A 21,739-nucleotide genomic window follows, 5' to 3' on the forward strand; every position below is an offset into this window, starting at 1 on the left:
CGTGCTCATCGCCGCGGGGGTCCTCCTCGTGGAGCTGGGAGCGCAGTGACGGCGACGTACTGGAACCACAACACGGCCTTCCACGGCCAGATCGTCGCGGACGCGCGCCGGCGGGGCGGTCGCGTGCCCCACCCCAGCGGGGGGGGGGGCCTCCCCCTCCCTGCCGTGGCGGCTCGGGCGCCGCTCCCCCCCCGCCCCCGGGCGGCGGCGCCGGGGCGGGCCCGGGCCCGGGCCGGGGAGGCTGCGCCCGCCCGGGCAGCCCCCAGGGACGCGGCCCCGACCAAGGACCCGGCGCCCGCCAAGGACCCGGCACCCGCCGCGGACCCTCAGGCCGCGGCGACCGACGCCCAGGAGCAGTCCGGCACGCGTAAGCGCCGCTCGCGCCGCGTCACCTCCGGCGGTCCGATCACCGCCTGAGCCTCCGACGTCCTCACCCGCCCCGTGCTCGTCACGGGGCGGGTGAGCCGTTGAGTCCCGCCTGTGCGCGCCGCACCGCCTCGTCCACCCGGGGGAGCAGGTGCATGGTGGCCTGCGCGGACAGCTTCCCGTGCTCGGCTGCCCACTGCCGCAGCGCCGCCACGAGGCGCAGCTGTGCCCGGGCGTCGAGCGGGGCGGGCAGCAGCCACGCCGGGTGGCAGAAGCCCGGCAGCGCCGCGACGACGACCTCCACACCCGTCACCCGCACGACGGCGTCCTGCGGCTCGAGCTGCCGCTCCGCGCCCACGAGGACGAGCTCGTCGGGCGTGAGCCACGCCTCCGCCTCGGTGTCGAGGTAGGTGAGCAGGTGCGCGCGCACCCGGGGGATCCGCGCGCGGATCGCCGGGTGAACGGCGGTCGGTGCGGACGCGAAGAAGGACGCGAGGAGCTGCGCCCCCGACAGCGGTACCCGTGCGTCGTCGTCCATGTGTGAAGCGTCCCACCGACCACCGACATCGCTCCGGCTTGTCGCTCCGCGCGGCCGGTGCGAGGGTACGCAGATGGGGAGCGTGCTTGAAAACAGACCAGTCAGCGCGGAGGACGCTTCCGCGCGAACCACTCTCAGCGGGTGGAGGGTGGTGCGCCATTTCCTGCGCACCACGCTGCGCACCGGGGCCATGCCCGTCGGTGCCCATCTCATCAGCCGGATCGTCGATGCCGCCGAGGAGATGGACCACCACCCGGACCTCGACCTGCGGTACGGGACGCTGTACGTCTCGGTGACCACGCACTCGCGCGGCACACTGACCGAGGCGGACGTCGCGCTCGCCGAGCGCATCTCCGCGATCGCCGAGGAGCTCGGCGTGCCGCTCGCGCCCGGCCGCGTCAACGACCTCGAGATCGGGATCGCCGTCATCAGCCCCGCGCGCGTCCGCGCCTTCTGGTCGGCGGTGCTCGGGTACAAGGAGGACGACGGCGAGCTGTCCGACCCGCAGGGGCGGCTGCCGCACGTGTGGTTCCACCGGGTGCCGGCGCAGCCGCCCCGCGGTGACCTCGAGCTCGACGTGCACGTGCCGCACGACGTCGCCGAGGACCGGGTCCGGGCGGCGGTGGCCGCGGGCGGGCGGCTGGTGTCCGACGCGGAGGCGCCCGCGCGCTGGGTCCTCGCCGACCCCGAGGGCGCCGAGGTCCGCGTGTGCACGTGGCACGACCGGCACTGACTATGCTGGGCGTGCGCCCGGTACCCACTGTGCGCGAAACCACACCGTTTCCCCGGTGCTGGCGCCGCTGAGCCATTTGCTCGGCGGGGGCGCGCGGCGTACTCTTGAACGTCGGTGCGTCCCGGACGCGCCCTCCCTTGTGCGCCCCGCGCACCGGCTCGGCCGGTGAGTGCCGGGCCCCGTAACGACAGAGATGAGCAGCAACGTGGTGTACGCGATCGTCAAGGCCGGCGGCCGACAGGAGAAGGTGTCCGTCGGCGACGTCGTCGTCATGAACAGGGTTGACGGCAAGGTTGGGGACACCGTCAACCTCACCCCGCTCATGCTCGTGGACGGCGACAAGGTGACCACCGGGACGGACGACCTCGCGAAGGTCACCGTCACCGCAGAGATCGTGCGCGCGGAGCGCGGCAAGAAGATCACGATCATGAAGTTCAAGAACAAGACCGGCTACCGCAAGCGCCAGGGCCACCGCCAGGAGCTGACCCGCGTCAAGGTCACCGGCATCAAGTAGTCCGCGGCCCCCGGGCCAGCACACCCCCGTTCGCACCACACGAAAGCAGGACTGAGATGGCAACGAAGAAGGGCGCCAGCTCCACCCGGAACGGCCGCGACTCGAACGCGCAGCGCCTCGGCGTCAAGCGCTTCGGTGGCCAGGTCGTCAACGCCGGCGAGATCATCGTCCGCCAGCGCGGCACCAAGTTCCACCCGGGCGACAACGTCGGCCGTGGCAAGGACGACACCCTGTTCGCCCTCGCCGCCGGTGCCGTCGAGTTCGGCACGCGCCGTGGCCGCAAGACGGTCAACATCGTCGCGGCCGAGGCCTGATCGACAGCGCTTCACACTTCCCGGCGGGGGCGGACGGCACGAGCCGTCCGCCCCCTCGTCCGTACCCGGCCCCAGGAGGAACCATGGCCAGCTTCGTCGACCGCGTCGTGCTGCACGTCGCCGGCGGCAACGGTGGCAACGGTGTCGCCTCCATCCGTCGTGAGAAGTTCAAGCCGCTCGGCGGCCCCGACGGTGGCAACGGCGGCAGCGGCGGTGACGTCATCCTCGAGGTCGACCCGCAGACGACGACGCTGCTCGCCTACCACCACTCCCCGCACCGGCGCGCCACGAACGGCAGCCAGGGCGCCGGGGACATGCGCAACGGCAAGAACGGTCAGGACCTGGTCCTCGCGGTGCCGGACGGCACGGTCGTCAAGACCGCTGACGGCGAGGTGCTGGCCGACCTCGTCGGTGCCGGTACCCGCCTGGTCGCCGCCGCCGGCGGACGTGGCGGCCTGGGCAACGCCGCCCTCGCCTCCCCGCGTCGCAAGGCGCCCGGCTTCGCCCTCCTCGGTGAGGAGGGGGAGACCGCCGAGCTCGTCCTCGAGCTCAAGAGCGTCGCGGACGTCGCGCTCGTCGGCTTCCCGAGCGCCGGCAAGTCGAGCCTCATCGCGGCGCTGTCCGCGGCCCGGCCGAAGATCGCCGACTACCCCTTCACCACGCTGGTGCCCAACCTCGGCGTCGTCCAGGCGGGCGACGAGCGCTTCACCGTCGCGGACGTCCCCGGGCTCATCCCCGGCGCGAGCCAGGGCAAGGGCCTGGGCCTGGACTTCCTGCGCCACATCGAGCGCTGCGCCGTCATCGTCCACGTCCTCGACTGCGCCACCCTCGAGCCGGGCCGCGACCCGGTGAGCGACCTCGACACGATCGAGGCCGAGCTGGCCGCCTACGCCGAGGACCTCACGGTGAGCGGCCGGCAGCCGCTGGGCGAGCGGCCGCGCGTCGTCGTCCTCAACAAGATCGACGTGCCCGAGGCCCGTGAGCTCGCCGAGATGGTGCGCGGCGAGCTCGAGGGGCGGGGCCTGCCCGTCCACGAGGTCTCCGCCGCCAGCCACGAGGGCCTGCGGCCGCTGTCCTTCGCCCTCGCCGGCCTCGTCGCCGAGGCGCGGGCCGCCGCGCCGCCCGCCGAGCCGGCGCGGGTCGTGCTGCGCCCGCGCGCCGTCGACGACGCCGGGTTCACCGTCAGCCGCCGCAACCGCCACGAGGGCTACTTCTTCCAGATCCGCGGCTCCAAGCCGGAGCGGTGGGTCCGCCAGACCGACTTCGCCAACGACGAGGCCGTCGGCTTCCTCGCCGACCGTCTCGCCCGGCTGGGCGTCGAGGACGAGCTCTTCAAGGCCGGCGCCAAGCCGGGCGACGAGGTCGTCATCGGCTCCGTCGAGGGCGGGGTGATCTTCGACTGGGAGCCCACGATGGCCACCGGCGCGGAGCTGCTCGGCCCCCGCGGCAGCGACCTGCGTCTGGAGGACGCGGCGTACGCCCCGCGCTCCACGCGCGCCGACAAGCGCCGCCAGTACCAGGACCGGATGGACGCCAAGACCGCCGCCCGCGAGGAGCTGTGGACCGAGCGCGAGTCCGGACACTGGGCCACGCCCGAGCCCGAGGACCCGCCCACGGCACAATAGGGCCGTGACCCCGCCACTGCTCGACCGCTCCGCGATGGCCGACGCCGGGAGGGTCGTCGTCAAGATCGGCTCCTCGTCGCTCACCGCGCCGGGCGGCCGGCTGGACCTCGACCGGATCCACCGGCTCGTGGCGGTCGTCGCCGAGCGGCGGGCCGCCGGCCAGGAGGTCGTCCTCGTCTCCTCCGGTGCGATCGCGGCAGGCATCGCCCCGCTCGGGCTACCGATGCGGCCCACCGACCTCGCCACCGCCCAGGCGACGGCGTCGGTGGGGCAGGGGCTGCTCGTGGCCCGGTACACCGAGGCCTTCGCCGAGCACGGCCGCCGCGTGGGCCAGGTGCTCCTCACGGCCGAGGACCTCATCCGCCGCCAGCACTACCGCAACGCGCAGCGTGCCCTCGCGCGGCTGCTCGCGCTCGGCGTCGTGCCGATCGTCAACGAGAACGACACCGTCGCCACCGACGAGATCCGCTTCGGGGACAACGACCGCCTCGCGGCGCTCGTCGCCCACCTCGTCCGCGCCGACGCGCTCGTCCTCCTCACCGACGTCGACGGCCTCTACGACGGCCCGCCCTCGCGGCCCGGCACCCGCCGCATCCCCGAGGTCCGCAGCGAGGAGGACCTCGCCGGCGTCGAGGTGACCGGCCGCGGCACGTCGATCGGCACCGGCGGCATGGTGACAAAGCTCGAGGCCGCCTCGATCGCCACGAGCGCCGGCGTGCCCGTCGTCCTCACGGCCGCCGACAACGTCGAGCGGGCGCTGCTGGGGGAGCCGGTGGGCACGTGGTTCGCCGCCACCGGCCGCCGCAAGAGCACCCGGCGGCTGTGGCTGGCCCACGCCGCCCGCACCAGCGGGCGCCTCGTCCTGGACGACGGCGCGATCCACGCCATCACCCACGGCAAGCGCTCCCTCCTCGCGGCCGGGATCACCGGCGTCGAGGGGGACTTCGAGCCGGGCGACCCGGTCGAGCTCGCCACGCCCGACGGTGTCGTCACCGCCCGCGGTCTCGTCGCCTACAGCGCCGGTGAGGTCCGCGAGATGCAGGGACGGACGACGGCGGAGCTCCAGGAGCGGGACGGGACCGCCCACCCGCGGCCGGTCGTCCACCGCGACGACCTCGTCATCGTCTCCCGCTACTAGGAGCCCGCCGGCCAGCTGTCCGGTGCGCCCTTGCCGCCCTCGACGACGTCCTCCTGGGCACCGGGCAGCTCGGTCCAGTCGTCCTTGGGGCGGTAGCCCAGCTCGAGCATGGTGTTGGTGAGGTCCCAGCGGCGGTTGGGGTTGTCCGAGACGGCGTAGTAGACGCCGTAGGGGACCTCGGCCTCGATGGCGCGGCGGACCACGTGCTCGCAGTCGTCCGGGCTCAGCCACATCGCCCGGAGCACGTCCTCGTCGGCGTCGAGCGGGTCGTCGGTGTACCAGCCGATGCGCAGGGCGATGAACTCCAGGCCGTGCTCGTCGTGGTAGAACCGCCCGATCGTCTCCCCGAAAACCTTCGACACCCCGTAGAGGGAGTCGGGGCGCGGCAGGTGGTGGGGGTAGACGGGCCAGTCACCGTGCCGGTCGTACATCCCCATCGCGTGGTTGGACGAGGCGAAGACGACGCGCCGCACGCCGGCCTCCCGCGCGGCCTCGAGGACGTTGCGGGTGCCGACGATGTTGGCGGCGAGCACGGCGTCCCACTCGGACTCGGGGGAGGCGGCCCCCGCCAGGTGGACGACGACGTCGACGCCGTCCATCAGCCCGAGCACCTCGTCGTAGTCGTCGAGGTCGGCGAGGTGGAGCGTCTCCTCCTGCTCTTCGGTGGCCGGGTGGCGCCCCTGCGTCACGAGGTCGTAGTCGCCGCCGAGGCGCTCCTCGAGAAGTACTCCGATGCCGCCGGTCGCACCCGTGAGCAGCACCCTGGTCCGTCGCGTGTTCGAGCTCATGGCCACCATCGTGCAGCGGGACCCGGGCGCTCGCCTCCGCAGGCGCGCTTCTCAGCGGGTGGGCGCCGGGTCCTCCCGCGCTGCGGGTGCCACCGGCTCCTCGGGTGGGGCCGGGACGGCACAGACGCCGTCGACGCACACGGCGGCGTCCTCGGCACCCACCATCGTGAGGCCGGCGGGCGGCGGGAAGGCGGGCAGCAGCGGCTCGGTCACCGGACCGTCACCGCCTCGCTGCGGACCTGCTCGAGGGCCTGGGTGAAGACGGCCGGCTGCTGCGCGCCGGACACGCCGTACTTCCCGCCGATGACGAAGAAGGGCACGCCCTGGATGCCGTAGGCGCGGGCCTGGGCGATGTCGGCGGCGACGGCGTCGGCGTGCGTCCCCTCCTCCAGGGCGGTCCGCAGGGTGTCGGCGTCGAGCCCGGCCTCGGCGCCCAGCGCGACGAGCTCCTCGACCTTGCCGACGTGGCGGCCCTCGACGAAGTAGGCCTCGAACAGCCGCTCGACGAGCTCGAGCTGGCGGCCCTGCTCGCGGGCGTGGTGGAGGGCCTGGTGGGCGAGCAGCGTCTTGGTCTGGTGGACGGAGCCGAAGTCGTACTCCAGCCCCACCTCGGCGGCGATCGCCGTCACCTGCTGGAGCATCTGCCCGACCTGCTCGCGGGGCATGCCCTTGTGCTGGGAGAGGAAGTCCGCGGCGCTGCCCTCGAAGTCGACCGGCGTGTCCGGGGCGAGCTCGAACGAGTGGTAGGTGACGGTGACGTCGCCGTCGAAGGCGGCGACCCCGGCCTCGAACTTGCGCTTGCCGATGTAGCACCAGGGGCAGGCGATGTCGGACCAGATGTCGACGTGGATGGGTGAGGTGGTCATACCTGCGCCAACCACGGGCGCCGCCGGCTTCTTCCCGACGGCGTTCCTCAGGCCCGCGCGGTGTAGGTGAGGCAGTCGGCCGCGGACCCTCCGGCGCCCACGCGGATCGCGCTCGCCGTGCACTCGAGATCGGCGTTGTGGACGCAGTCGGTGCGCTGGCAGGCGCCGACGTGGGCGAGCACCGTGTCCAGGCCGCCCTTCGTGCCCAGCGGGATGAAGGTGACGCACGCGGCGTCGCCCCTCGCCCCGGCGATGGTGACCGCCGCCGCGTGACAGTCGTGGTCGTGGTTGAACCCGCAGCCGGTCACGGTGCAGTCGGTGACCGGGGGCAGCTCCGCCAGAGCGCTCATCGTCGTGCTCCTCGTCGTCTCCGTGGCGCCCGTCTCGTCGCGGGCGTCGTGAGAACGACAGTAGACCGAAATGGCGAAGAAAGCAGGAGAAAAAGGCGAGCGAAATAGGTGAGGAAAGCCTTACCTCAGCAATTCCGATAAACGCAGCGAGTGCGTGTCCTTAACCGTCAGGCGGTCTTCTTGCTCGCCGTCTTCTTGCGGGCGGTCGCGGCCGTCTTCTTCTTCGCGGCCGGCTTCTTCTCCTCGTCCTTGGAGGAGGAGGAGGAGGTCGACTTCTTCGCGGTCGACGACGAGGACGCCTTCGACCCGGAGCTGCCGGAGCCGGACCCCGACCCGGACTTCTTCTCCTTGGCGGCGGAGACGGAGCGGCGCAGGGCCTCCATGAGGTCAAGGACCTCGGCCTCCTCGCCCTCCTCACGGTCGGTGCCGAAGGTCTCCTCGGTGTCCACGGTGTCGCCCTGCTCGAGCTTGGCCTCGACGAGGGTGCGCAGCTGCGCCTGGTACTCGTCGGTGTACTCGGAGGGGTCGAAGTCGCCGGAGAAGTTCTCCACGAGCGCCTGGCTCATCTCGAGCTCCTTGGCGCTGATGCGGACGTCCTTGTCGACGCCCGCGAAGTCGGGCTCGCGCACCTCGTCGTCCCACAGGAGGGTCTGGAGGAGCATGACGTCGTCACGCACGCGCAGCGCCCCCAGCTGGGTGCGCTGGCGCAGCGTGAAGGACACGATCGCCGTCCGGTCGCTCTCCTCCAGCGTGCGGCGCAGCAGCGCGTAGGACTTCGCGGAGGTCGACGCCGGGGCGAGGTAGTAGGTCTTGGCCATCATGATGGGGTCGACCTGGTCGCTGGGGACGAACTGGAGGATCTCGATCTCGCGCGACTTCTCGGTCGGCAGCTCGGAGAGCTCGTCGTCGGTGATGACGACGGTCCGGTCGCCGTCGTCGAAGGCCTTGTTGATGTGGTCCCACTCGACCGGCTCCCCGCAGATCTCGCAGCGGCGCTGGTAGCGGATCCGCCCGCCGTCGGCGTCGTGCACCTGGTGCAGGCGGATGTCGTGGCTCTCCGTGGCGCTGAAGACCGAGATGGGGACGTTGACGAGCCCGAAGGTGATCGAGCCCTTCCAGATCGCGCGCATGCTGCCTCCTCGCCGGCGGGGCCGGCCCTCGTCCGTCTGCCCCCAGTGAAGTGCCCGTACCGTACTCCCGCCAGCGGAGATCCGGGAGAGGGGGCGCCGAAAGCCCGGACGGGACGGGGCCTTGACCCCTACGGTGGAGCCGGCGCAACGACGCGCGAGAGGAGCGGGTGTGGAGATCTGGCTGTGGGTGGTCACGGCGCTGGTGGCGGTCGTCTTCCTCGGGTCGGGGGTCTCGAAGGTCGTCAGCTCGCGGCAGGCGCTCTACGACAGCGGCATGACCTACGTCCAGGACGTCCACCCGGCGGCGCTCAAGGCGATCGGGCTGCTCGAGCTCGCGGGCGCTCTCGGCCTGGTGCTGCCACCGGTGCTCGAGCGCTCGGTCCACCTCGTGCCCGTCGCCTCGGGAGCGCTCGCGGTCATGATGCTCGTCGCGACCGCCCTCCACCTGCGCCGCCGCGAGCCCTTCGTCGTCCCGCTCGCCCTCGCCGTCGTCGCCGGGGCGCTCACGGCGCTGCGGCTCACCGAGTACCCGGTGTAGGTGCGGGTGCTGCGCCCGCCGGGCAGCATGGCGCCATGGCGAAGGACAGCGGACCCACGGTCGTGCAGGTGGACGGCCACCGGCTGCGCCTGACCAACCTCGACAAGGTCCTCTACCCCGCCACCGGCACGACCAAGGCCGACGTCCTCGAGTACTACTCGCGGATCGCGCCGGTCATGCTGCCCCACTGCGCCGGCCGTCCCGCCACCCGCAAGCGCTGGCCCAACGGGACGGGCTCGGAGGAGGACCCGGGCCAGGTGTTCTTCCAGAAGAACGTCGAGTCCGGTGCGCCGGACTGGGTCGAGCGGGTGGAGATCGAGCACAGCGACCACGTCAACACCTACCCGCTCGTCGACAGCGCCGCGACGCTCGCCTGGCTCGCCCAGGTCGCCGCGCTCGAGGTCCACGTCCCCCAGTGGCGAGTGGGCAGCGACGGGAAGCGCGGCAACCCCGACCGCCTCGTCCTCGACCTCGACCCGGGGGAGGGCGCGGGCCTCGCCGAGTGCGTCGAGGTGGCCGTGCTGGCCCGCGACATCCTCCAGGGGATGGGTCTGGACCCGGTCCCGGTGACGAGCGGGTCCAAGGGCATCCACCTGTACTCCGCGCTGCCGGGCACGGCCACGTCGGACGAGGTGAGCGAGGTGGCCAAGGAGCTGGCCCGCACGCTGGAGGCCGACCACCCCGACCTCGTCGTGTCGAACATGAAGAAGGACCTGCGCCGCGGGAAGGTGCTCGTCGACTGGTCGCAGAACAACGGGAACAAGACGACGATCGCGCCGTACTCGCTGCGGGGCCGGGAGCGCCCGATGGTCGCCGCCCCCCGGACGTGGCGCGAGCTCACCCACCCGAAACTGCGGCACCTGGACCTGCGGGAGGTCGTCGAGCGCGTCGAGCGGCGCGGGGACCCGATGGCCGAGCTGGGGGAGGCCGCCGACCAGGCGGGCGGGCAGCCCAGGCGCGACCGCCTCGAGGTGTACCGGGCCAAGCGCGACGCGGCGCGGACGCCCGAGCCCGTGCCGGCCGCCGTCGCTCCCGACGACGGCACCCTCGCCTTCGTCATCCAGGAGCACCACGCGAGCCGGCTGCACTGGGACCTGCGCCTGGCGCACGACGGCGTCCTCGTCAGCTGGGCGCTTCCCAAGTGCGTGCCGACCTCGCCGAAGAAGAACCACCTCGCGGTCCAGACCGAGGACCACCCGATGGAGTACCTCACCTTCTCCGGCGCCATCCCCAAGGGCGAGTACGGCGCCGGGGAGATGACCATCTGGGACACCGGGACGTACACCTTCGAGAAGTGGCGCGAGGGCAAGGAGGTCATCGTCACGCTCACCGGCCAGGAGGACGGCGGTCTCGCCGGCCCCGACGGCCCGGGCCGCACGAGCCGCTTCGCACTCATCCACACCGGCGGCCGGTCCGAGGACGAGTCCAACCACTGGCTCATCCACCTCATGTCGACGCCCGACGCCTCCACGTCCCCCTCCACTCGCCGAGAGCCGGATTCCTCGCCCTCCCCTTCCCCTTCTCGCCGAGAGCCGGATTCCTCGGCCCCTCGCCGAGAGCCGAGCTCGTCCTCCCGCCGAACGCGGAACTCCTCGGCACGGGAGACGGACGGCGCGGCCACTGACACCGCGGCTCCCGAGTTCGTCGTCCCGATGCTCGCCACCCTCAGCGACGCGACGGTCCTGGACGCCTCGTCCGAGTGGGCGGTGGAGATGAAGTGGGACGGGGTGCGCGCCGTCGTCCTCGTCGAGGACGGGGCCGTGCGGCTCGTGGGCCGCAGCGGCCGGGAGGTCACCGACACCTATCCCGAGCTCGCCGGCCTCGCCGAGTGCGTCGACGCGCGCACCGCGGTGCTCGACGGGGAGATCGTCGCGCTCACCGACACCGGCCGCCCCGACTTCGGCCTCCTCCAGCAGCGCATCCAGCTCGCCGACGCCCGCGCCATCGCGCGAGCCGCGGAGGAGAACCCGGTCCGCCTCATGCTCTTCGACGCCATCTCGGTCGACGGCACGAGCCTGCTGCGCCGGACCTACGACGAGCGGCGGGAGGTGCTCGAGGAGGCCGTCGACCCCGGCGGGTGCGCCCTCGTCGAGATCCCGCCCGCCTTCGACGGCGACCTCGAGGCAGCGGTCGCGGCCAGCCGCCAGTGGCAGCTCGAGGGCGTCGTGGCCAAGCGGCGCGACTCCGCCTACACGCCCGGACGCCGCAGCCGCTCGTGGCTGAAGATCAAGCACGCGAGCACCCAGGAGGCCGTCGTCGTCGGCTGGCGGCCCGGGCAGGGCAACCGTGCCGGCAAGGTCGGCTCCCTCCTCCTCGCCCTGCCCGACGACGGCGAGCTGCGCTACATCGGGCGGGTCGGGACGGGCTTCTCCGAGCGGGACGCCGCCCGGTGGGCGAAGGAGCTCGGCCGCGAGGAGCGCAAGACCGCCCCGCTGGAGGTGCCCCGGCCCGAGGCCCGCGACGCCCGCTGGGTGACGCCCCGCCGGGTGGCGGAGGTCGAGTTCGCCGAGTGGACCTCCACCGGGCGGCTGCGTCACCCGCGGTGGCGAGGCTGGCGCCCGGACAAGGAGCCGGCCGACGTCGTCCTGGAGTCCTGAGCCCTCAGTCCGAGGACGTAGAGTGCGCTCGGACGAAAGGAGCTGGGATGGCGACTCGCGCGGTCCTCCGTGCCGACGACCTGTGGGCGGGCTACCCCGGGACGCACGTGCTGCGTGGGGTGAACCTCGAGATCCGGTCCGGCGACGCTCCGCTCGGCATCGTGGGGCCTTCCGGCGCCGGGAAGACGACGCTCGTGCGCGCGCTGCAGGGGCAGATCCGGCCGGTCCAGGGCACGGTCACCTTCAACGACCGCCCGGTCCACCGCCTGCCGCGCCGGGAGGGCAAGACCTTCAAGGCCTCGGTGCGCTTCACCTCCCAGGACTCGCTCACCGTCACCGACCCGCGGCTCACCGTTGCCCGCAGCCTCGGCCTCGCGCTGGGCGAGGCGCGCAAGGCGGGGCGGACCCACGCGACGTCGATGGGGGACCTGCTCGACGCCGTCGGGCTCCCCGCGGCCTTCTCGACCCGCCGGCTCGTCACGCTCTCGGGCGGGGAGAAGCAGCGCGTGGCGGTCGCGGCGGCGCTTGCGACCCGGCCGGAGATCCTCGTCCTGGACGAGCCGCTCACCGCCGTCGACCCGCAGTCCCGTGTCAACCTGGCCCGGCGGCTGGCGGGCCTGCTCGCCGAGCTCGACACCGCCGTCGTCCTCGTGTCCCACGACCTCGAGCTCGTCGAGCGCACCTGCCGCGAGGTCCACATCCTCGCCGAGGGGACCTTCGTGGCCACCGGGCCGCTCGGGGAGCTCCTCGGGGACGTCGACCAGCACCCCACGGTCCGCGAGCTGGCCGAGGCTGCGCCGCTCGCCGTCCAGCGCTTCCGCTGACGCCCCTCGCACTAACGCCGACAGCCGGATTCCTCCGCGGAGGAATCCGGCTGTCGGCGTCTGTGGGGTGGGGTGGGGCTGGGTCAGCTGGCGTCGCCGCTGGCGGCGCGGAACATCCAGGCCTGCTTCTCCAGGCCGCTGGCGACCGTGACGAGGAGGTCGTGGCTCAGCGGGTCGCTCTCCTCGATGTCGTCGAGCTTGGACTTGATGCGGTCGGCGACCGACTGGAGGCGCTCCTCGAACTGGCGGATCACCTTGTCGTCGGGGAGGCGGCCGCCCGAGAGCGACTCGACCTGCGTGGAGCTCGCCACGGTGGAGGCTCGGCCGTCCGGCTCACCGCCGATCGCCACGAGCCGCTCCGCGACGTCGTCGGAGGCGAGGCGGACCTCGGCGGTGACCTCGTCGAGCTGCAGGTGGACCGAGCGGAAGTGCGACCCGTAGATGTTCCAGTGGGCCTGCTTGGCCTGCAGGGACAGGTCGATGAGGTCGACGAGGGTCTCCTGAAGACCGGTGAGGACCTTCTCCGTGGGCTTGGCAGCCATCTGCTCTCTCCCTTCCGCGGCGCACGTCCTGTGCCCGCGATGACGATGACGAACGTTGTCGAGCATATGGCGGGGCCCGGTCGGCCGCCTCCCGCAGCCGCTGCGGTAAGGTGGGCCACATGTCGCGACGGGTCCTCCTTACGCAGCCGCGCTGACCACAGCGGGCGCCGACGGCGCCGCATCAGCGCGGCCCACCTCCCTGCGGGGAGGTTTTCTCATGCCAGGAGCGACCACCCCCACCGTGAGGATCACATGAGCACCGAGACCCCCGTCCCCGCGGAGCCCCGCTTCCGCTACACCGCCCGGCTGGCGAGCGAGATCGAGCAGGCCTGGCAGGACCGCTGGGAGGAGCTCGGCACCTTCCACGCTCCCAACCCGGTCGGCGACCTCGCCGGGGACGCGACGGACTCGACCTTCTACGTGCTCGACATGTTCCCCTACCCCTCGGGCAAGGGCCTGCACGTCGGGCACCCGCTGGGCTACATCGCGACCGACGTCGTGGGCCGCTACCAGCGGATGAAGGGCAAGAACGTCCTCCACGCGCTGGCCTACGACGCCTTCGGCCTGCCCGCGGAGCAGTACGCCGTGCAGACCGGGCAGCACCCCCGGATCACCACCGAGGAGAACATCGCCAACATGCGCCGCCAGCTGCGGCGCCTGGGCCTGGGCCACGACGACCGCCGCTCCTTCGCGACGACGGACACCGAGTACGTCCGCTGGACGCAGTGGATCTTCCTCCAGATGTACCACGCCTGGTACGACGAGGACGCCGAGCGTCCCGGCGGTGGCCGCGGTGCGGCCCGCCCGATCAGCGAGCTGGAGGCCGCCTTCGCCGACGGGACCCGGCCCACGCCGTCGGGCCGGGACTGGGCCGACATGGACGCCGACGCGCGCGCCGCCGCCCTGGACGCCCACCGCCTCGCCTACGTGTCCGACGCGCCGGTCAACTGGTGCCCGGGGCTGGGCACCGTGCTGGCGAACGAGGAGGTCACCGCCGACGGGCGCTCGGAGCGCGGGAACTACCCCGTGTTCAAGCGCAACCTGCGCCAGTGGATGATGCGGATCACCGCCTACGCCGACCGTCTCGTCGACGACCTCGACCGCATCGACTGGCCCGACAAGGTCAAGACGATGCAGCGCAACTGGATCGGCCGGTCCGAGGGTGCGATCGTCACCTTCGCGCTGCCCTCCCGCGTGAGCGCGGGGGAGGCGCCCGGTGGCTCGGCACAGCTGGCGCTGGACGTCTTCACGACCCGTCCCGACACGCTGTTCGGCGCGACCTTCATGGTCCTGGCCCCCGAGCACCCGCTCCTCGACGACGCCGTGCCCTCCGCCTGGCCGGCGGGCACCCAGGAGTCGTGGACGGGTGGGCACGCGAGCCCGGCCGAGGCTGTCGCCGCCTACCGCGCGCAGGCTGCCGCGAAGACGGACGAGGAGCGGCAGGAGGAGGGCCGCGCCAAGACGGGTGTGTTCACCGGCGCCTTCGCGACCAACCCCGTCAACGGCGCCCAGCTGCCCGTGTTCGTCGCCGACTACGTCCTCATGGGCTACGGCACCGGCGCGATCATGGCCGTGCCCGGTGGCGACGCGCGCGACTACGAGTTCGCCCAGGCCTACGGGCTGGACGTCGTCCACACCGTGCAGCCGCCCGCCGAGCACGTCGAGGGCGCCTGGACCGGCGACGGCGAGATCATCAACTCCGCCAACGACGAGATCTCCCTCAACGGCCTGGGCGTGGCCGAGGCCAAGGCCGCGATCACCGAGTGGCTGCAGGCCCGCGGCCTCGGCGAGGCGCGCACGACCTACCGGCTGCGTGACTGGCTCTTCTCCCGCCAGCGCTACTGGGGTGAGCCCTTCCCCGTCGTCTACGACGAGGAGGGCCGCGTCCACGTGCTGCCCGAGCAGATGCTCCCGGTCGAGCTGCCCGAGGTCCCGGACTTCTCCCCGCGCACCTTCGACGCCGACGACGCGACCTCCTCCCCGGAGCCCCCGCTCGGGCGGGCCGAGGACTGGGTCACCGTCGAGCTCGACCTGGGTGACGGCGTCAAGACCTACCGCCGCGACACCAACACGATGCCCAACTGGGCCGGCTCGTGCTGGTACGAGCTGCGGTACCTGGACCCGAACAACACCGAGCGCCTGGTCGACCCGGCCAACGAGCAGTACTGGATGGGCCCGACTGCCGAGAAGTCCTGCGGTGGCGCCGACCTGTACGTCGGCGGCGTCGAGCACGCCGTGCTCCACCTGCTCTACGCGCGCTTCTGGCAGAAGGTGCTCTTCGACCTCGGGCACGTCTCGAGCGTCGAGCCCTTCCACAAGCTCTTCAACCAGGGCTACATCCAGGCCTACGCCTTCGCCGACGCCCGCGGCCAGTACGTGCCCGCGGACGAGGTCGAGGAGGTCGCGGCCGAGGACGGCTCCGGCGAGGTGAGCTACCGCTGGCAGGGCCAGGAGGTCTCTCGCGAGTACGGGAAGATGGGCAAGTCCCTCAAGAACATCGTCACGCCCGACGACATGTACGAGGCCTACGGCGCCGACACCTTCCGGGTGTACGAGATGTCGATGGGGCCGCTGGACCTGTCGCGGCCGTGGGACACGCGCGCCGTCGTCGGCTCCCAGCGCTTCCTCCAGCGGCTGTGGCGCAACGTCGTCGACGAGGAGACCGGGGAGCTGCTCGTCACCGACGAGCCGGCCGACGAGGAGACCCGCCGACTGGTCGCTCGGACGATCACCGACGTCGAGACCGAGATGGCGGCGATGCGGGTCAACACCGCGATCGCGCGTCTCATCGTGCTCAACAACCACCTCACCGGGCTGGCCGCTACGCCGCGCGAGGCGGTCGAGCCGCTGCTGCTCATGCTCGCGCCCATCGCCCCGCACATCGCCGAGGAGCTGTGGCGGCGGATCGGGCACGAGGGGTCGCTGGCCCACGAGCCCTTCCCGGTCGCCGACCCCGCGCTGCTGGTCCAGGACACCGTGACCTGCGTGGTCCAGGTGGCCGGCAAGCTGCGCGACAAGCTCGAGGTGCCGGTCTCGATCGACGCCGCGGAGCTCGAGCGGCTGGCCCTGGAGACGCCGGGCGTCAAGCGGGCGCTGGGTGACCGCGGGGTGCGCAAGGTCATCGTTCGGGCGCCCAAGCTCGTCAACATCGTGCCGGCGTAGCCGCCCGTCCACGCACCGAGAGCCGGACCCCTCCTCGCGAGGGGTCCGGCTCTCGGCTTCTCGGTCAGCCCTCGAGGCGCGGGAAGGACCGGTCGAGGTAGACGAGCGGCTGGGTGTCGACCTCGCGGTGGGCGAGGACGGCGCGCAGGGTGATGAGCAGGCTGTCACCGACGGGGACGCGCTGCTCGACGACGCCCCGGATCCACGCGGTGGTGCCGGGCAGGACGGGCTCGCCGGTAGGCAGCGAGCAGTGCTCGATCCCGGCGAAGCGGTCGGCGCCGCGGGCGGCGAAGCGGCGGGCGAGGTCCTGCTGGTCCTCGCTGAGGAAGTTGACGACGACGCTCGGGGCGCTGTCGAGGATGCGGCGCGAGGTGGAGCCCGCGGCCACCGAGAAGGCCAGCATGGCGGGGTTCGCGGCGACGGAGATGACCGAGGTGGCGGTGAAGCCGGCAGGCCCGTCCGGGGTGGCGCAGGTGATGACGGCGACGCCTGCCGGGTGGCGGCGGAAGACGGCCTTGAACTCCTCACTGTCCACCGACGCGGGCAGGGAGGTGGGGGCGGCGGGCTGCTCGGCGGTCATCAACGGTCCTTCGCGGTCGAGTCTGGGGCTCTCCCCATTGTCGACCAGGCGTGCCCGCCGTGGGCGCTCAGCGGGTGTGACCTCCCAGTCCCTGGACGCACCTAGGCCATCCGTCTCAGAAGGGCGGCTCGGCGGCGTCCATGCTGCCGGTGTCCGTCCGCACCCAGGTCACCCGGCCGTGGTGGTCGCGCTGGTAGACGTGACCGCTCGGCGTGATCCAGCGGAAGGTGCCGCCTCCCAGGTGCTCGAGGCGGAACTGGCCGAGCGTCTTGATGGTGTGGTCCGGTCGGCACCCGGCACCGAGGTTGGACGCGCTCGTGGGGCCGTCGGGGAAGGGGACGACGTGGTCGAGGTCGCAGCTGTGGGCCGGGGTGGAGCAGCCCGGGATGACGCAGCTGCGGTCGCGGGCCCGGACGAACTCGGCCAGGGCGGCGGGTGGGCGGTAGCGGGTGCGGCCGACGTCGAGGACCTCCCCGCTCAGCGGGTCGGTGACGATGCGCTGCCAGGTGCCTGCGCTCATCGCCAGCGCGCGGGCGACGTCCGGGGTGATGGGGCCGTAGCCCTCGAGCTCGGCGACCTCGGCCATCGGCAGCAGGCCGTCGTCGGCAGGGCTGTCCCCTGGAGGGTCGTGGGCAGGGCTCGCCCCTGGGGCGTCGTCGGTGTCTCCGGTGAGGTGGTCCCAGCACTCGCCGTACGCGGGGAAGGCACCCTGCGTCTCCGGTGGGAGAACGAGGACCGACAGCGGCACGTCCACCCGGATGACCGCACGCCTGCCGCCGATGGTGCCCACCGGCATGTGGAGCATCCTCAGGTAGTCGCTCACGGGCTGGAGGTCCGGCGTGCCGGTCGCGGCCGACGGGGCCGTGGGCACGCCGTCGTCGGCGTCGACCTCGCGGGAGTCCTCGTCGCCCGCTTCCGCGGCCGCGTCCGTGTCACTCATGTCCGGCAGCCCGATGTAGCCCTGCTCGAGCGCGGTGTGGCCCATGAGGGCGAGGACGTCGGCACGCAGCTGGTCGATGGTGCGACTGTCCCCGGCCGCCTTGGCGCTGCGGGCAGCGGCCTCGAGGGCGAGGTCGAAGCCCGCAGCGTCGGTGGCGGGAAGGAACGCGTGGATCGAGGCCATGCCGTCGGGCAGTGGCCGCGGGTGGTCCACGCGCCGCTCCTCGCGCGCCCGGCGGTGCCGCTGGACCGCCCGGCTGGGGTCGATCGCGATGATCGCCTTCTCCACGGCACGCGCGAGCTGGCTGGGGGTCTGTTGCGGGGCGTCGGGCAGGACGACCCGCTGGACCTCCCAGGCGACGTCCGCCGGCTGCTCCGCCAGGTGACGCGTGAGCACGGCCGCCTTGGCCGGGTCGATGAGCCCCTGCTCGAGGGCGTTCGCCGTCTGGTCGAGCTTGTCCCGGAAGAGCCGTGCGCGCTCGACCATCCGCCGCGCCGTGAACCGCGTGATCCCCAGTCGCGGGGCGAGCTCGGCGGCGGCCGAGTCGGCAGCGATCTTCCCGCCGGGGAGCGGGTGGTGCGGGTTGATGCCGGGCCGCCCGGCGAGGAGACCGCTGAGCTCGGTGACCCGTGCGGCCGCCCACGAGGCGACCCGCTGGTAGCCGGCGACCATCTCCACCAGCGCGTACAGGTCGACGGTGCGTGGGTCGAGAGCCTCGAGAGTCTCCGCCAGGGCTGGCCCCGGGGCCAGGGAGGTGAGCAGGCCACCCAGCTCTGCGCCGTCGTCGTCGTCCGTGTGCCCGCGCCGGCCTGCTGGGAAGAGAGGGTCGGGAGGAGAGGAGGAGCTCGGGCGGGCCGTCGTCCTCGAGTGGGACCTCCTCGGCGCAACGCTCGTCAGGGCCGGCACCGGGCGGGAGCGGGTCGGGCGGAAGGGAGGGAGCTCGGCGGGGCCGTCGTCGAGCACGAGCCAGGGCGGGGACCGGCGAGGTCGGCCGCGCTCAGCCACTGGCCCTGCGTCGCCGCCATCTCGCTCACCACCTCGGTGCTGTGAACCTGATGACTCCACCGTATGACCGCCCACTGACATTCGACCGCGTGACAGTTGACACATGAAGTGAGGCGCCGCTAGCGTCTGCGACAGGTTCAGAGCACCAGTGCGTACCTCGAGTGCGCTAAGCCCCGGCTTGCTGGTCGGCAACCCGCCACGTGCGGTGGGTGCCCCGGGTGATGACCTGGTCCCGCGACCGTCGGGACAACGGAGCGCACCGCGAGAGTGCCAGCACGCGAAGGACGTACCAGGATGACCACGCACCTCAGCCCCCGGCAGATCACCAGCCGTTGCGGCAGCAGCATGTGCATGTGCGGTCGTCCGTGTATGTCGGTCTGAGACATACGGAAGCGACGCCCTCGGCGCGAGCCGCGCTGACGCGTCACCCCTGATCCAAGCCCCCGAGCCGCCGGCGAGTGACACGCCAGGCGCCGGATCCGGCGTATCAGGTCTCACGTCCTTCCCTGCGCCCCAGGCGCTGCGACCTCGATAGGTGCTGCCATGACTGCTGCGTTCCTGCCCACCCGTACCACCGCGACGACCTCGACCACGGCGACGATCGCCCTCGACCTCTCCGGCCTCGGCGCCCCCGCCCACGACCGTGAGGCGGCTGCCGGCCTGCCCGCCGAGCAGGCCAACCTCGTCCGCCTCGCCTCCTACGCCCGTGCGGCCCACAAGGGTGGCGTCTCCTTCGTCACGCTCGGCGAGGACTTCCGGCTCCGCGCCGACGCCGCACCGCGCCCCAACGCCTGGCTCGACCCGGTCATCGCCGCGCGCCGCATCAGCCCGAGCGCCGGCGGCACGGGCCTCGTGCCCACCGTCCAGCTCGGCCGCGCCGACTCGGCCGTGGCCGCCGAGCTCGCGCAGTTCAACCGCAAGAGCGGCTCGTGGGCCGGCCTGCAGGTGGCCCGCGGCGAGCAGGCGCCGGTGGCCGCACTGCCCCAGCTCGGCGACCTCCTCGAGGAGCTCGTCCGAAGCACGGAGGCGCGCTCCAGCCAGCGCCCCACCGTCGTCGTCCCGCTCGAGGAGGAGGCCGACCTCGCCGCCGCGGGTGAGCTCGCCGACGTCGTCCGCCTCCGTGAGGCCGACCTCAGCTGGGCGCGCGAGCTGCGCTTCGCCGTCCGCTCCGCCGCGCGTGCCGCAGGCCGTGGCCCCGTCCGCGTCCTCGTCGACCTGCGCACCGTCATCGCCGCCGACTACGAGTCCGCCCGCGCCCGCGCCGACCTCCTCACCGACATCGCCGGCGGCGACGCCGGGTGGTCGGGTGCGCTCGAGGCCGTCGGCACGGTGGGCGACGTCGTCGCCACCATCGAGCGGTGGGTCGAGGCCGGTGCCGCGGATGGCTTCGTCGTCCTGCCCGGCTCCATCCCCGCCGACGTCCAGCGGCTGCTGCGGGGGATCATCCCGGCGCTCCAGGCCCGTGGCCTGGTGTCGGTCGCCGGGGCGACCACGGAGGCGCAGCCGGTTCCGGCGTGAGCCGGCACCGCGGCCCGACCGCCTAGGTGTGGAGTCCTGGTCCTCCAAGGTCCAGGAGGCCACACCTAGGACGGTGGGGCGGTGGGCAGCGCTTCGTGGGGACCCTCGAGCCAGGTGAGGATGCGGTCGGCCGCCTCGTGAGGAGCGAGGTCGCGGTTGTCGAGCCGCAGGTGCCGGTGCTGAGCGAGGAGACGGGTACCCGGCAGGGGCGGGCCGCCGTCGGGCCGGGGACCGGTGTTCATGACGAACCGCTCCATCTCGCGGACGTTGGCGTCGGACCACTCGACGTCCCGCTTGGACCGCTTGTCGGCGAGCCGCAGCTCGGTCCGGTTCCGCTCGAGGCGTGTGTCGAGGTCGGCCGCCAGCTCGACGAACGACACCTCGGCGCCCGCCTCGACATAGGGACGGACCTGCTGGATCAGCTCGTCGAGGTCGGACTGCAGGTCCAGGCCCCAGACGTAGGTGAGCAGCAGGTCGGTGCCCGCCACGGCCGCCTCCTGGACGACCCGTGCGCGCCACTCGGTGAGCAGCCGGGTGAACGGGGGCGTGCCGTAGTCGAACACTTCCAAGAGCGGCTCGATGAGCGCGTGGTTGTGGAAGAGGCGGAAGGTGCTGCGCCGGGCGACCTCGCGCCCCACCGTCATCTTGCCCACGGCGGGAGGGCCGAAGATCACGAGCAGGCGCATGGCGCGACTCTGCCACAGGCGGTCGCCTCGTGATCCGGCCAGGGTGCGATGATGGGTCGATGCCCGGCGTCGTGGTCCTCACCGACTCCACGGCCTCGCTGTCGCCGCAGACGGCGCAGGAGCTGGGCATCCGGGTGGTCCCGCTGCGCGTCCTGCTCGACGGCGCCGACCACCCCGACGACGCCCTCAGCCGCGAGGAGCTCGCCGCGCACCTGCGAGCGGGCGGGACGGCGACGACGTCCGGCCCGTCCCGGCAGGCGCTCGCCGACGCGATGGAGGCGGCCGTCGACGACGGTGCCTCCGCCGTCGTGTGCGTGCACCTGTCGGCCGAGCTGTCGGGAACCGTCGGGCACGCGCGCCTCGCGGCCGAGGAGGTCAGCGAGCGTCGGGGGACACCCGTGCATGTCGTCGACACGCGCACCGTCGGCGCGGGGACGGGCTTCGCGGCGCTCGCGGCCGCCGAGCGCGCGGCACGCGGCGCCGGTGCCGGTGCCGACAGCGTCCTCGCCGCCGCCCGGGAGACCGCCGCCCGCAGCAGCGTCCTCTTCGCCGTCCCGGACCTCCACCACCTCGCCCGCGGCGGCCGCATCGGCCCCGCGCGAACGTTCCTCGGCTCGGCGCTCGGGGTGCGCCCGATCCTCGCGCTGCGGGGCGGGCGGCTCGCGGTCGCCGAGACGGCGCGGGGAGCGGCGCGCACGCAGCGCCGCATCGTCGAGCTCGCCGTCCGGGCCGCGGGCGGACCGGGGGCGGCTACCCCACGCGGCGACGGCGGCCCGGTTTGGGTAGCCGTCCACCACTTCGCCGACACCGACGCCGCCGACGCCCTCACCGCGGCGCTCGAGCAGCGCCTGACGGAGACGGGCGCGCGGGTGGCGAGCATCGTCCGCAGCGAGGTCACCGCCGTCGTGGGGGCGCACACGGGTCCCGGCGTCGTGGGCGTGGCCCTCGCCCCGGCGGGCGAGTGACGGTCCGCGCCCCGAGCTGA

Annotated in this window: 21 protein-coding genes and 1 riboswitch; of the genes, 11 read left to right on the forward strand and 10 right to left on the reverse strand. The window is 73.1% G+C overall.

The features are described from left to right. Positions 1 to 448 precede the first annotated feature (448 nt). Positions 449 to 904, reverse strand: a complete 456-nt coding sequence (locus ACWPXV_RS15010; protein ID WP_454085974.1) for a hypothetical protein — start codon at positions 902 to 904, stop codon at positions 449 to 451. 73 nt (positions 905 to 977) lie between these two features. Between ACWPXV_RS15010 and ACWPXV_RS15015 the strand changes: the two genes are divergently transcribed. From ACWPXV_RS15015 to proB, 5 genes are all read left to right on the forward strand, one after another. Continuing rightward, a complete protein-coding gene (locus ACWPXV_RS15015; RefSeq protein ID WP_454085975.1) occupies positions 978 to 1,637 on the forward strand; it encodes a VOC family protein in 660 nt (219 codons plus the stop codon). 205 nt (positions 1,638 to 1,842) lie between these two features. Then, complete coding sequence (rplU, locus tag ACWPXV_RS15020) at positions 1,843 to 2,151, forward strand: 50S ribosomal protein L21 (protein WP_454086016.1); 309 nt, start codon at positions 1,843 to 1,845, stop codon at positions 2,149 to 2,151. A 56-nt stretch (positions 2,152 to 2,207) separates the two neighbouring features. Continuing rightward, positions 2,208 to 2,465 (forward strand): 50S ribosomal protein L27, encoded by a 258-nt coding sequence (gene rpmA, locus ACWPXV_RS15025; protein WP_454085976.1) that lies wholly within the window; start codon positions 2,208 to 2,210, stop codon positions 2,463 to 2,465. 83 nt (positions 2,466 to 2,548) lie between these two features. Then, positions 2,549 to 4,090 carry a GTPase ObgE gene (obgE, locus tag ACWPXV_RS15030; RefSeq protein ID WP_454085977.1) on the forward strand — a complete coding sequence of 514 codons (1,542 nt, stop codon included), beginning with the start codon at positions 2,549 to 2,551 and terminating at the stop codon, positions 4,088 to 4,090. Positions 4,091 to 4,124: 34 nt separating this feature from the next. Next, positions 4,125 to 5,228: a glutamate 5-kinase gene (gene proB, locus ACWPXV_RS15035; protein ID WP_454086017.1), complete on the forward strand. Its 1,104-nt coding sequence runs from the start codon at positions 4,125 to 4,127 to the stop codon at positions 5,226 to 5,228. On the opposite strand, the gene ACWPXV_RS15040 is transcribed toward proB, so the two are convergent. The 5 genes from ACWPXV_RS15040 to ku form a co-directional block, all read right to left on the reverse strand. Next, positions 5,225 to 6,016 (reverse strand): NAD-dependent epimerase/dehydratase family protein, encoded by a 792-nt coding sequence (locus tag ACWPXV_RS15040; protein ID WP_454085978.1) that lies wholly within the window; start codon positions 6,014 to 6,016, stop codon positions 5,225 to 5,227. The genes proB and ACWPXV_RS15040 overlap by 4 nt on opposite strands. Before the next feature lie 51 nt (positions 6,017 to 6,067). Then, the gene (locus ACWPXV_RS15045; protein WP_454085979.1) at positions 6,068 to 6,229 is read right to left on the reverse strand and encodes a hypothetical protein; all 162 of its coding nucleotides are present in this window, start codon (positions 6,227 to 6,229) and stop codon (positions 6,068 to 6,070) included. Then, positions 6,226 to 6,882: a DsbA family oxidoreductase gene (locus ACWPXV_RS15050; protein WP_454085980.1), complete on the reverse strand. Its 657-nt coding sequence runs from the start codon at positions 6,880 to 6,882 to the stop codon at positions 6,226 to 6,228. Before ACWPXV_RS15050 ends, ACWPXV_RS15045 begins: the two co-directional genes overlap by 4 nt. 47 nt (positions 6,883 to 6,929) lie before the next feature. Further along, the gene (locus tag ACWPXV_RS15055) at positions 6,930 to 7,232 is read right to left on the reverse strand and encodes a DUF1540 domain-containing protein (protein ID WP_251302855.1); all 303 of its coding nucleotides are present in this window, start codon (positions 7,230 to 7,232) and stop codon (positions 6,930 to 6,932) included. A 167-nt stretch (positions 7,233 to 7,399) separates the two neighbouring features. Next, complete coding sequence (gene ku, locus ACWPXV_RS15060; protein ID WP_454085981.1) at positions 7,400 to 8,362, reverse strand: non-homologous end joining protein Ku; 963 nt, start codon at positions 8,360 to 8,362, stop codon at positions 7,400 to 7,402. Between the two features lie 169 nt (positions 8,363 to 8,531). Here ku and ACWPXV_RS15065 point away from each other — a divergent pair, with 169 nt between their 5' ends. The 3 genes from ACWPXV_RS15065 to ACWPXV_RS15075 are packed head-to-tail and all read left to right on the forward strand — an operon-like array spanning position 8,532 to position 12,321. Further along, positions 8,532 to 8,900 carry a DoxX family protein gene (locus tag ACWPXV_RS15065; protein WP_454085982.1) on the forward strand — a complete coding sequence of 123 codons (369 nt, stop codon included), beginning with the start codon at positions 8,532 to 8,534 and terminating at the stop codon, positions 8,898 to 8,900. Positions 8,901 to 8,935: 35 nt separating this feature from the next. Further along, a complete protein-coding gene (locus ACWPXV_RS15070) occupies positions 8,936 to 11,497 on the forward strand; it encodes an ATP-dependent DNA ligase (RefSeq protein WP_454085983.1) in 2,562 nt (853 codons plus the stop codon). A 47-nt stretch (positions 11,498 to 11,544) separates the two neighbouring features. Beyond that, entirely contained in the window at positions 11,545 to 12,321 is a 777-nt protein-coding gene (locus ACWPXV_RS15075; RefSeq protein ID WP_251840040.1) for an ABC transporter ATP-binding protein, read from the forward strand. An 83-nt stretch (positions 12,322 to 12,404) separates the two neighbouring features. On the opposite strand, the gene ACWPXV_RS15080 is transcribed toward ACWPXV_RS15075, so the two are convergent. Then, a complete protein-coding gene (locus ACWPXV_RS15080; RefSeq protein ID WP_454085984.1) occupies positions 12,405 to 12,863 on the reverse strand; it encodes a Dps family protein in 459 nt (152 codons plus the stop codon). Between the two features lie 252 nt (positions 12,864 to 13,115). Here ACWPXV_RS15080 and leuS point away from each other — a divergent pair, with 252 nt between their 5' ends. After that, positions 13,116 to 16,025, forward strand: coding sequence for a leucine--tRNA ligase (gene leuS, locus ACWPXV_RS15085; protein WP_454085985.1), 2,910 nt, complete (start codon positions 13,116 to 13,118; stop codon positions 16,023 to 16,025). A 64-nt stretch (positions 16,026 to 16,089) separates the two neighbouring features. Here leuS and ACWPXV_RS15090 read toward each other — a convergent pair whose 3' ends face one another. Together ACWPXV_RS15090 and ACWPXV_RS15095 are read right to left on the reverse strand one after the other, a co-directional pair. After that, complete coding sequence (locus tag ACWPXV_RS15090; RefSeq protein ID WP_454085986.1) at positions 16,090 to 16,605, reverse strand: flavin reductase family protein; 516 nt, start codon at positions 16,603 to 16,605, stop codon at positions 16,090 to 16,092. Positions 16,606 to 16,720: 115 nt separating this feature from the next. After that, positions 16,721 to 18,550 (reverse strand): DUF222 domain-containing protein, encoded by a 1,830-nt coding sequence (locus tag ACWPXV_RS15095; protein ID WP_454085987.1) that lies wholly within the window; start codon positions 18,548 to 18,550, stop codon positions 16,721 to 16,723. A 134-nt stretch (positions 18,551 to 18,684) separates the two neighbouring features. Continuing rightward, positions 18,685 to 18,809, forward strand: a riboswitch (SAM riboswitch). 284 nt (positions 18,810 to 19,093) lie between these two features. Here ACWPXV_RS15095 and ACWPXV_RS15100 point away from each other — a divergent pair. Then, positions 19,094 to 20,068, forward strand: coding sequence for a hypothetical protein (locus tag ACWPXV_RS15100; RefSeq protein WP_454085988.1), 975 nt, complete (start codon positions 19,094 to 19,096; stop codon positions 20,066 to 20,068). Between the two features lie 65 nt (positions 20,069 to 20,133). Here the strand turns inward: ACWPXV_RS15100 and ACWPXV_RS15105 are convergent, their stop codons facing one another. Further along, positions 20,134 to 20,754 (reverse strand): AAA family ATPase, encoded by a 621-nt coding sequence (locus ACWPXV_RS15105; protein WP_454085989.1) that lies wholly within the window; start codon positions 20,752 to 20,754, stop codon positions 20,134 to 20,136. A gap of 59 nt (positions 20,755 to 20,813) precedes the next feature. Between ACWPXV_RS15105 and ACWPXV_RS15110 the strand changes: the two genes are divergently transcribed. Beyond that, a complete protein-coding gene (locus tag ACWPXV_RS15110; protein WP_454085990.1) occupies positions 20,814 to 21,719 on the forward strand; it encodes a DegV family protein in 906 nt (301 codons plus the stop codon). Positions 21,720 to 21,739: the final 20 nt, after the last annotated feature.

It is taken from the genome of Georgenia sp. Marseille-Q6866, from assembly GCF_965111665.1.

Coding starts and splice junctions, on each gene's coding strand:
- ku (WP_454085981.1), bottom strand. CDS start 8,362: ATGCGCGCGATCTGGAAGGGCTCGATCACCTTCGGGCTCGTCAACGTC.
- proB (WP_454086017.1), top strand. CDS start 4,125: ATGGCCGACGCCGGGAGGGTCGTCGTCAAGATCGGCTCCTCGTCGCTC.
- ACWPXV_RS15015 (WP_454085975.1), top strand. CDS start 978: ATGGGGAGCGTGCTTGAAAACAGACCAGTCAGCGCGGAGGACGCTTCC.
- leuS (WP_454085985.1), top strand. CDS start 13,116: ATGAGCACCGAGACCCCCGTCCCCGCGGAGCCCCGCTTCCGCTACACC.
- ACWPXV_RS15080 (WP_454085984.1), bottom strand. CDS start 12,863: ATGGCTGCCAAGCCCACGGAGAAGGTCCTCACCGGTCTTCAGGAGACC.
- ACWPXV_RS15105 (WP_454085989.1), bottom strand. CDS start 20,754: ATGCGCCTGCTCGTGATCTTCGGCCCTCCCGCCGTGGGCAAGATGACG.
- obgE (WP_454085977.1), top strand. CDS start 2,549: ATGGCCAGCTTCGTCGACCGCGTCGTGCTGCACGTCGCCGGCGGCAAC.
- ACWPXV_RS15070 (WP_454085983.1), top strand. CDS start 8,936: ATGGCGAAGGACAGCGGACCCACGGTCGTGCAGGTGGACGGCCACCGG.
- ACWPXV_RS15100 (WP_454085988.1), top strand. CDS start 19,094: ATGACTGCTGCGTTCCTGCCCACCCGTACCACCGCGACGACCTCGACC.
- ACWPXV_RS15040 (WP_454085978.1), bottom strand. CDS start 6,016: ATGAGCTCGAACACGCGACGGACCAGGGTGCTGCTCACGGGTGCGACC.
- ACWPXV_RS15090 (WP_454085986.1), bottom strand. CDS start 16,605: ATGACCGCCGAGCAGCCCGCCGCCCCCACCTCCCTGCCCGCGTCGGTG.
- ACWPXV_RS15110 (WP_454085990.1), top strand. CDS start 20,814: ATGCCCGGCGTCGTGGTCCTCACCGACTCCACGGCCTCGCTGTCGCCG.
- ACWPXV_RS15055 (WP_251302855.1), bottom strand. CDS start 7,232: ATGAGCGCTCTGGCGGAGCTGCCCCCGGTCACCGACTGCACCGTGACC.
- ACWPXV_RS15050 (WP_454085980.1), bottom strand. CDS start 6,882: ATGACCACCTCACCCATCCACGTCGACATCTGGTCCGACATCGCCTGC.
- rpmA (WP_454085976.1), top strand. CDS start 2,208: ATGGCAACGAAGAAGGGCGCCAGCTCCACCCGGAACGGCCGCGACTCG.
- ACWPXV_RS15010 (WP_454085974.1), bottom strand. CDS start 904: ATGGACGACGACGCACGGGTACCGCTGTCGGGGGCGCAGCTCCTCGCG.
- ACWPXV_RS15075 (WP_251840040.1), top strand. CDS start 11,545: ATGGCGACTCGCGCGGTCCTCCGTGCCGACGACCTGTGGGCGGGCTAC.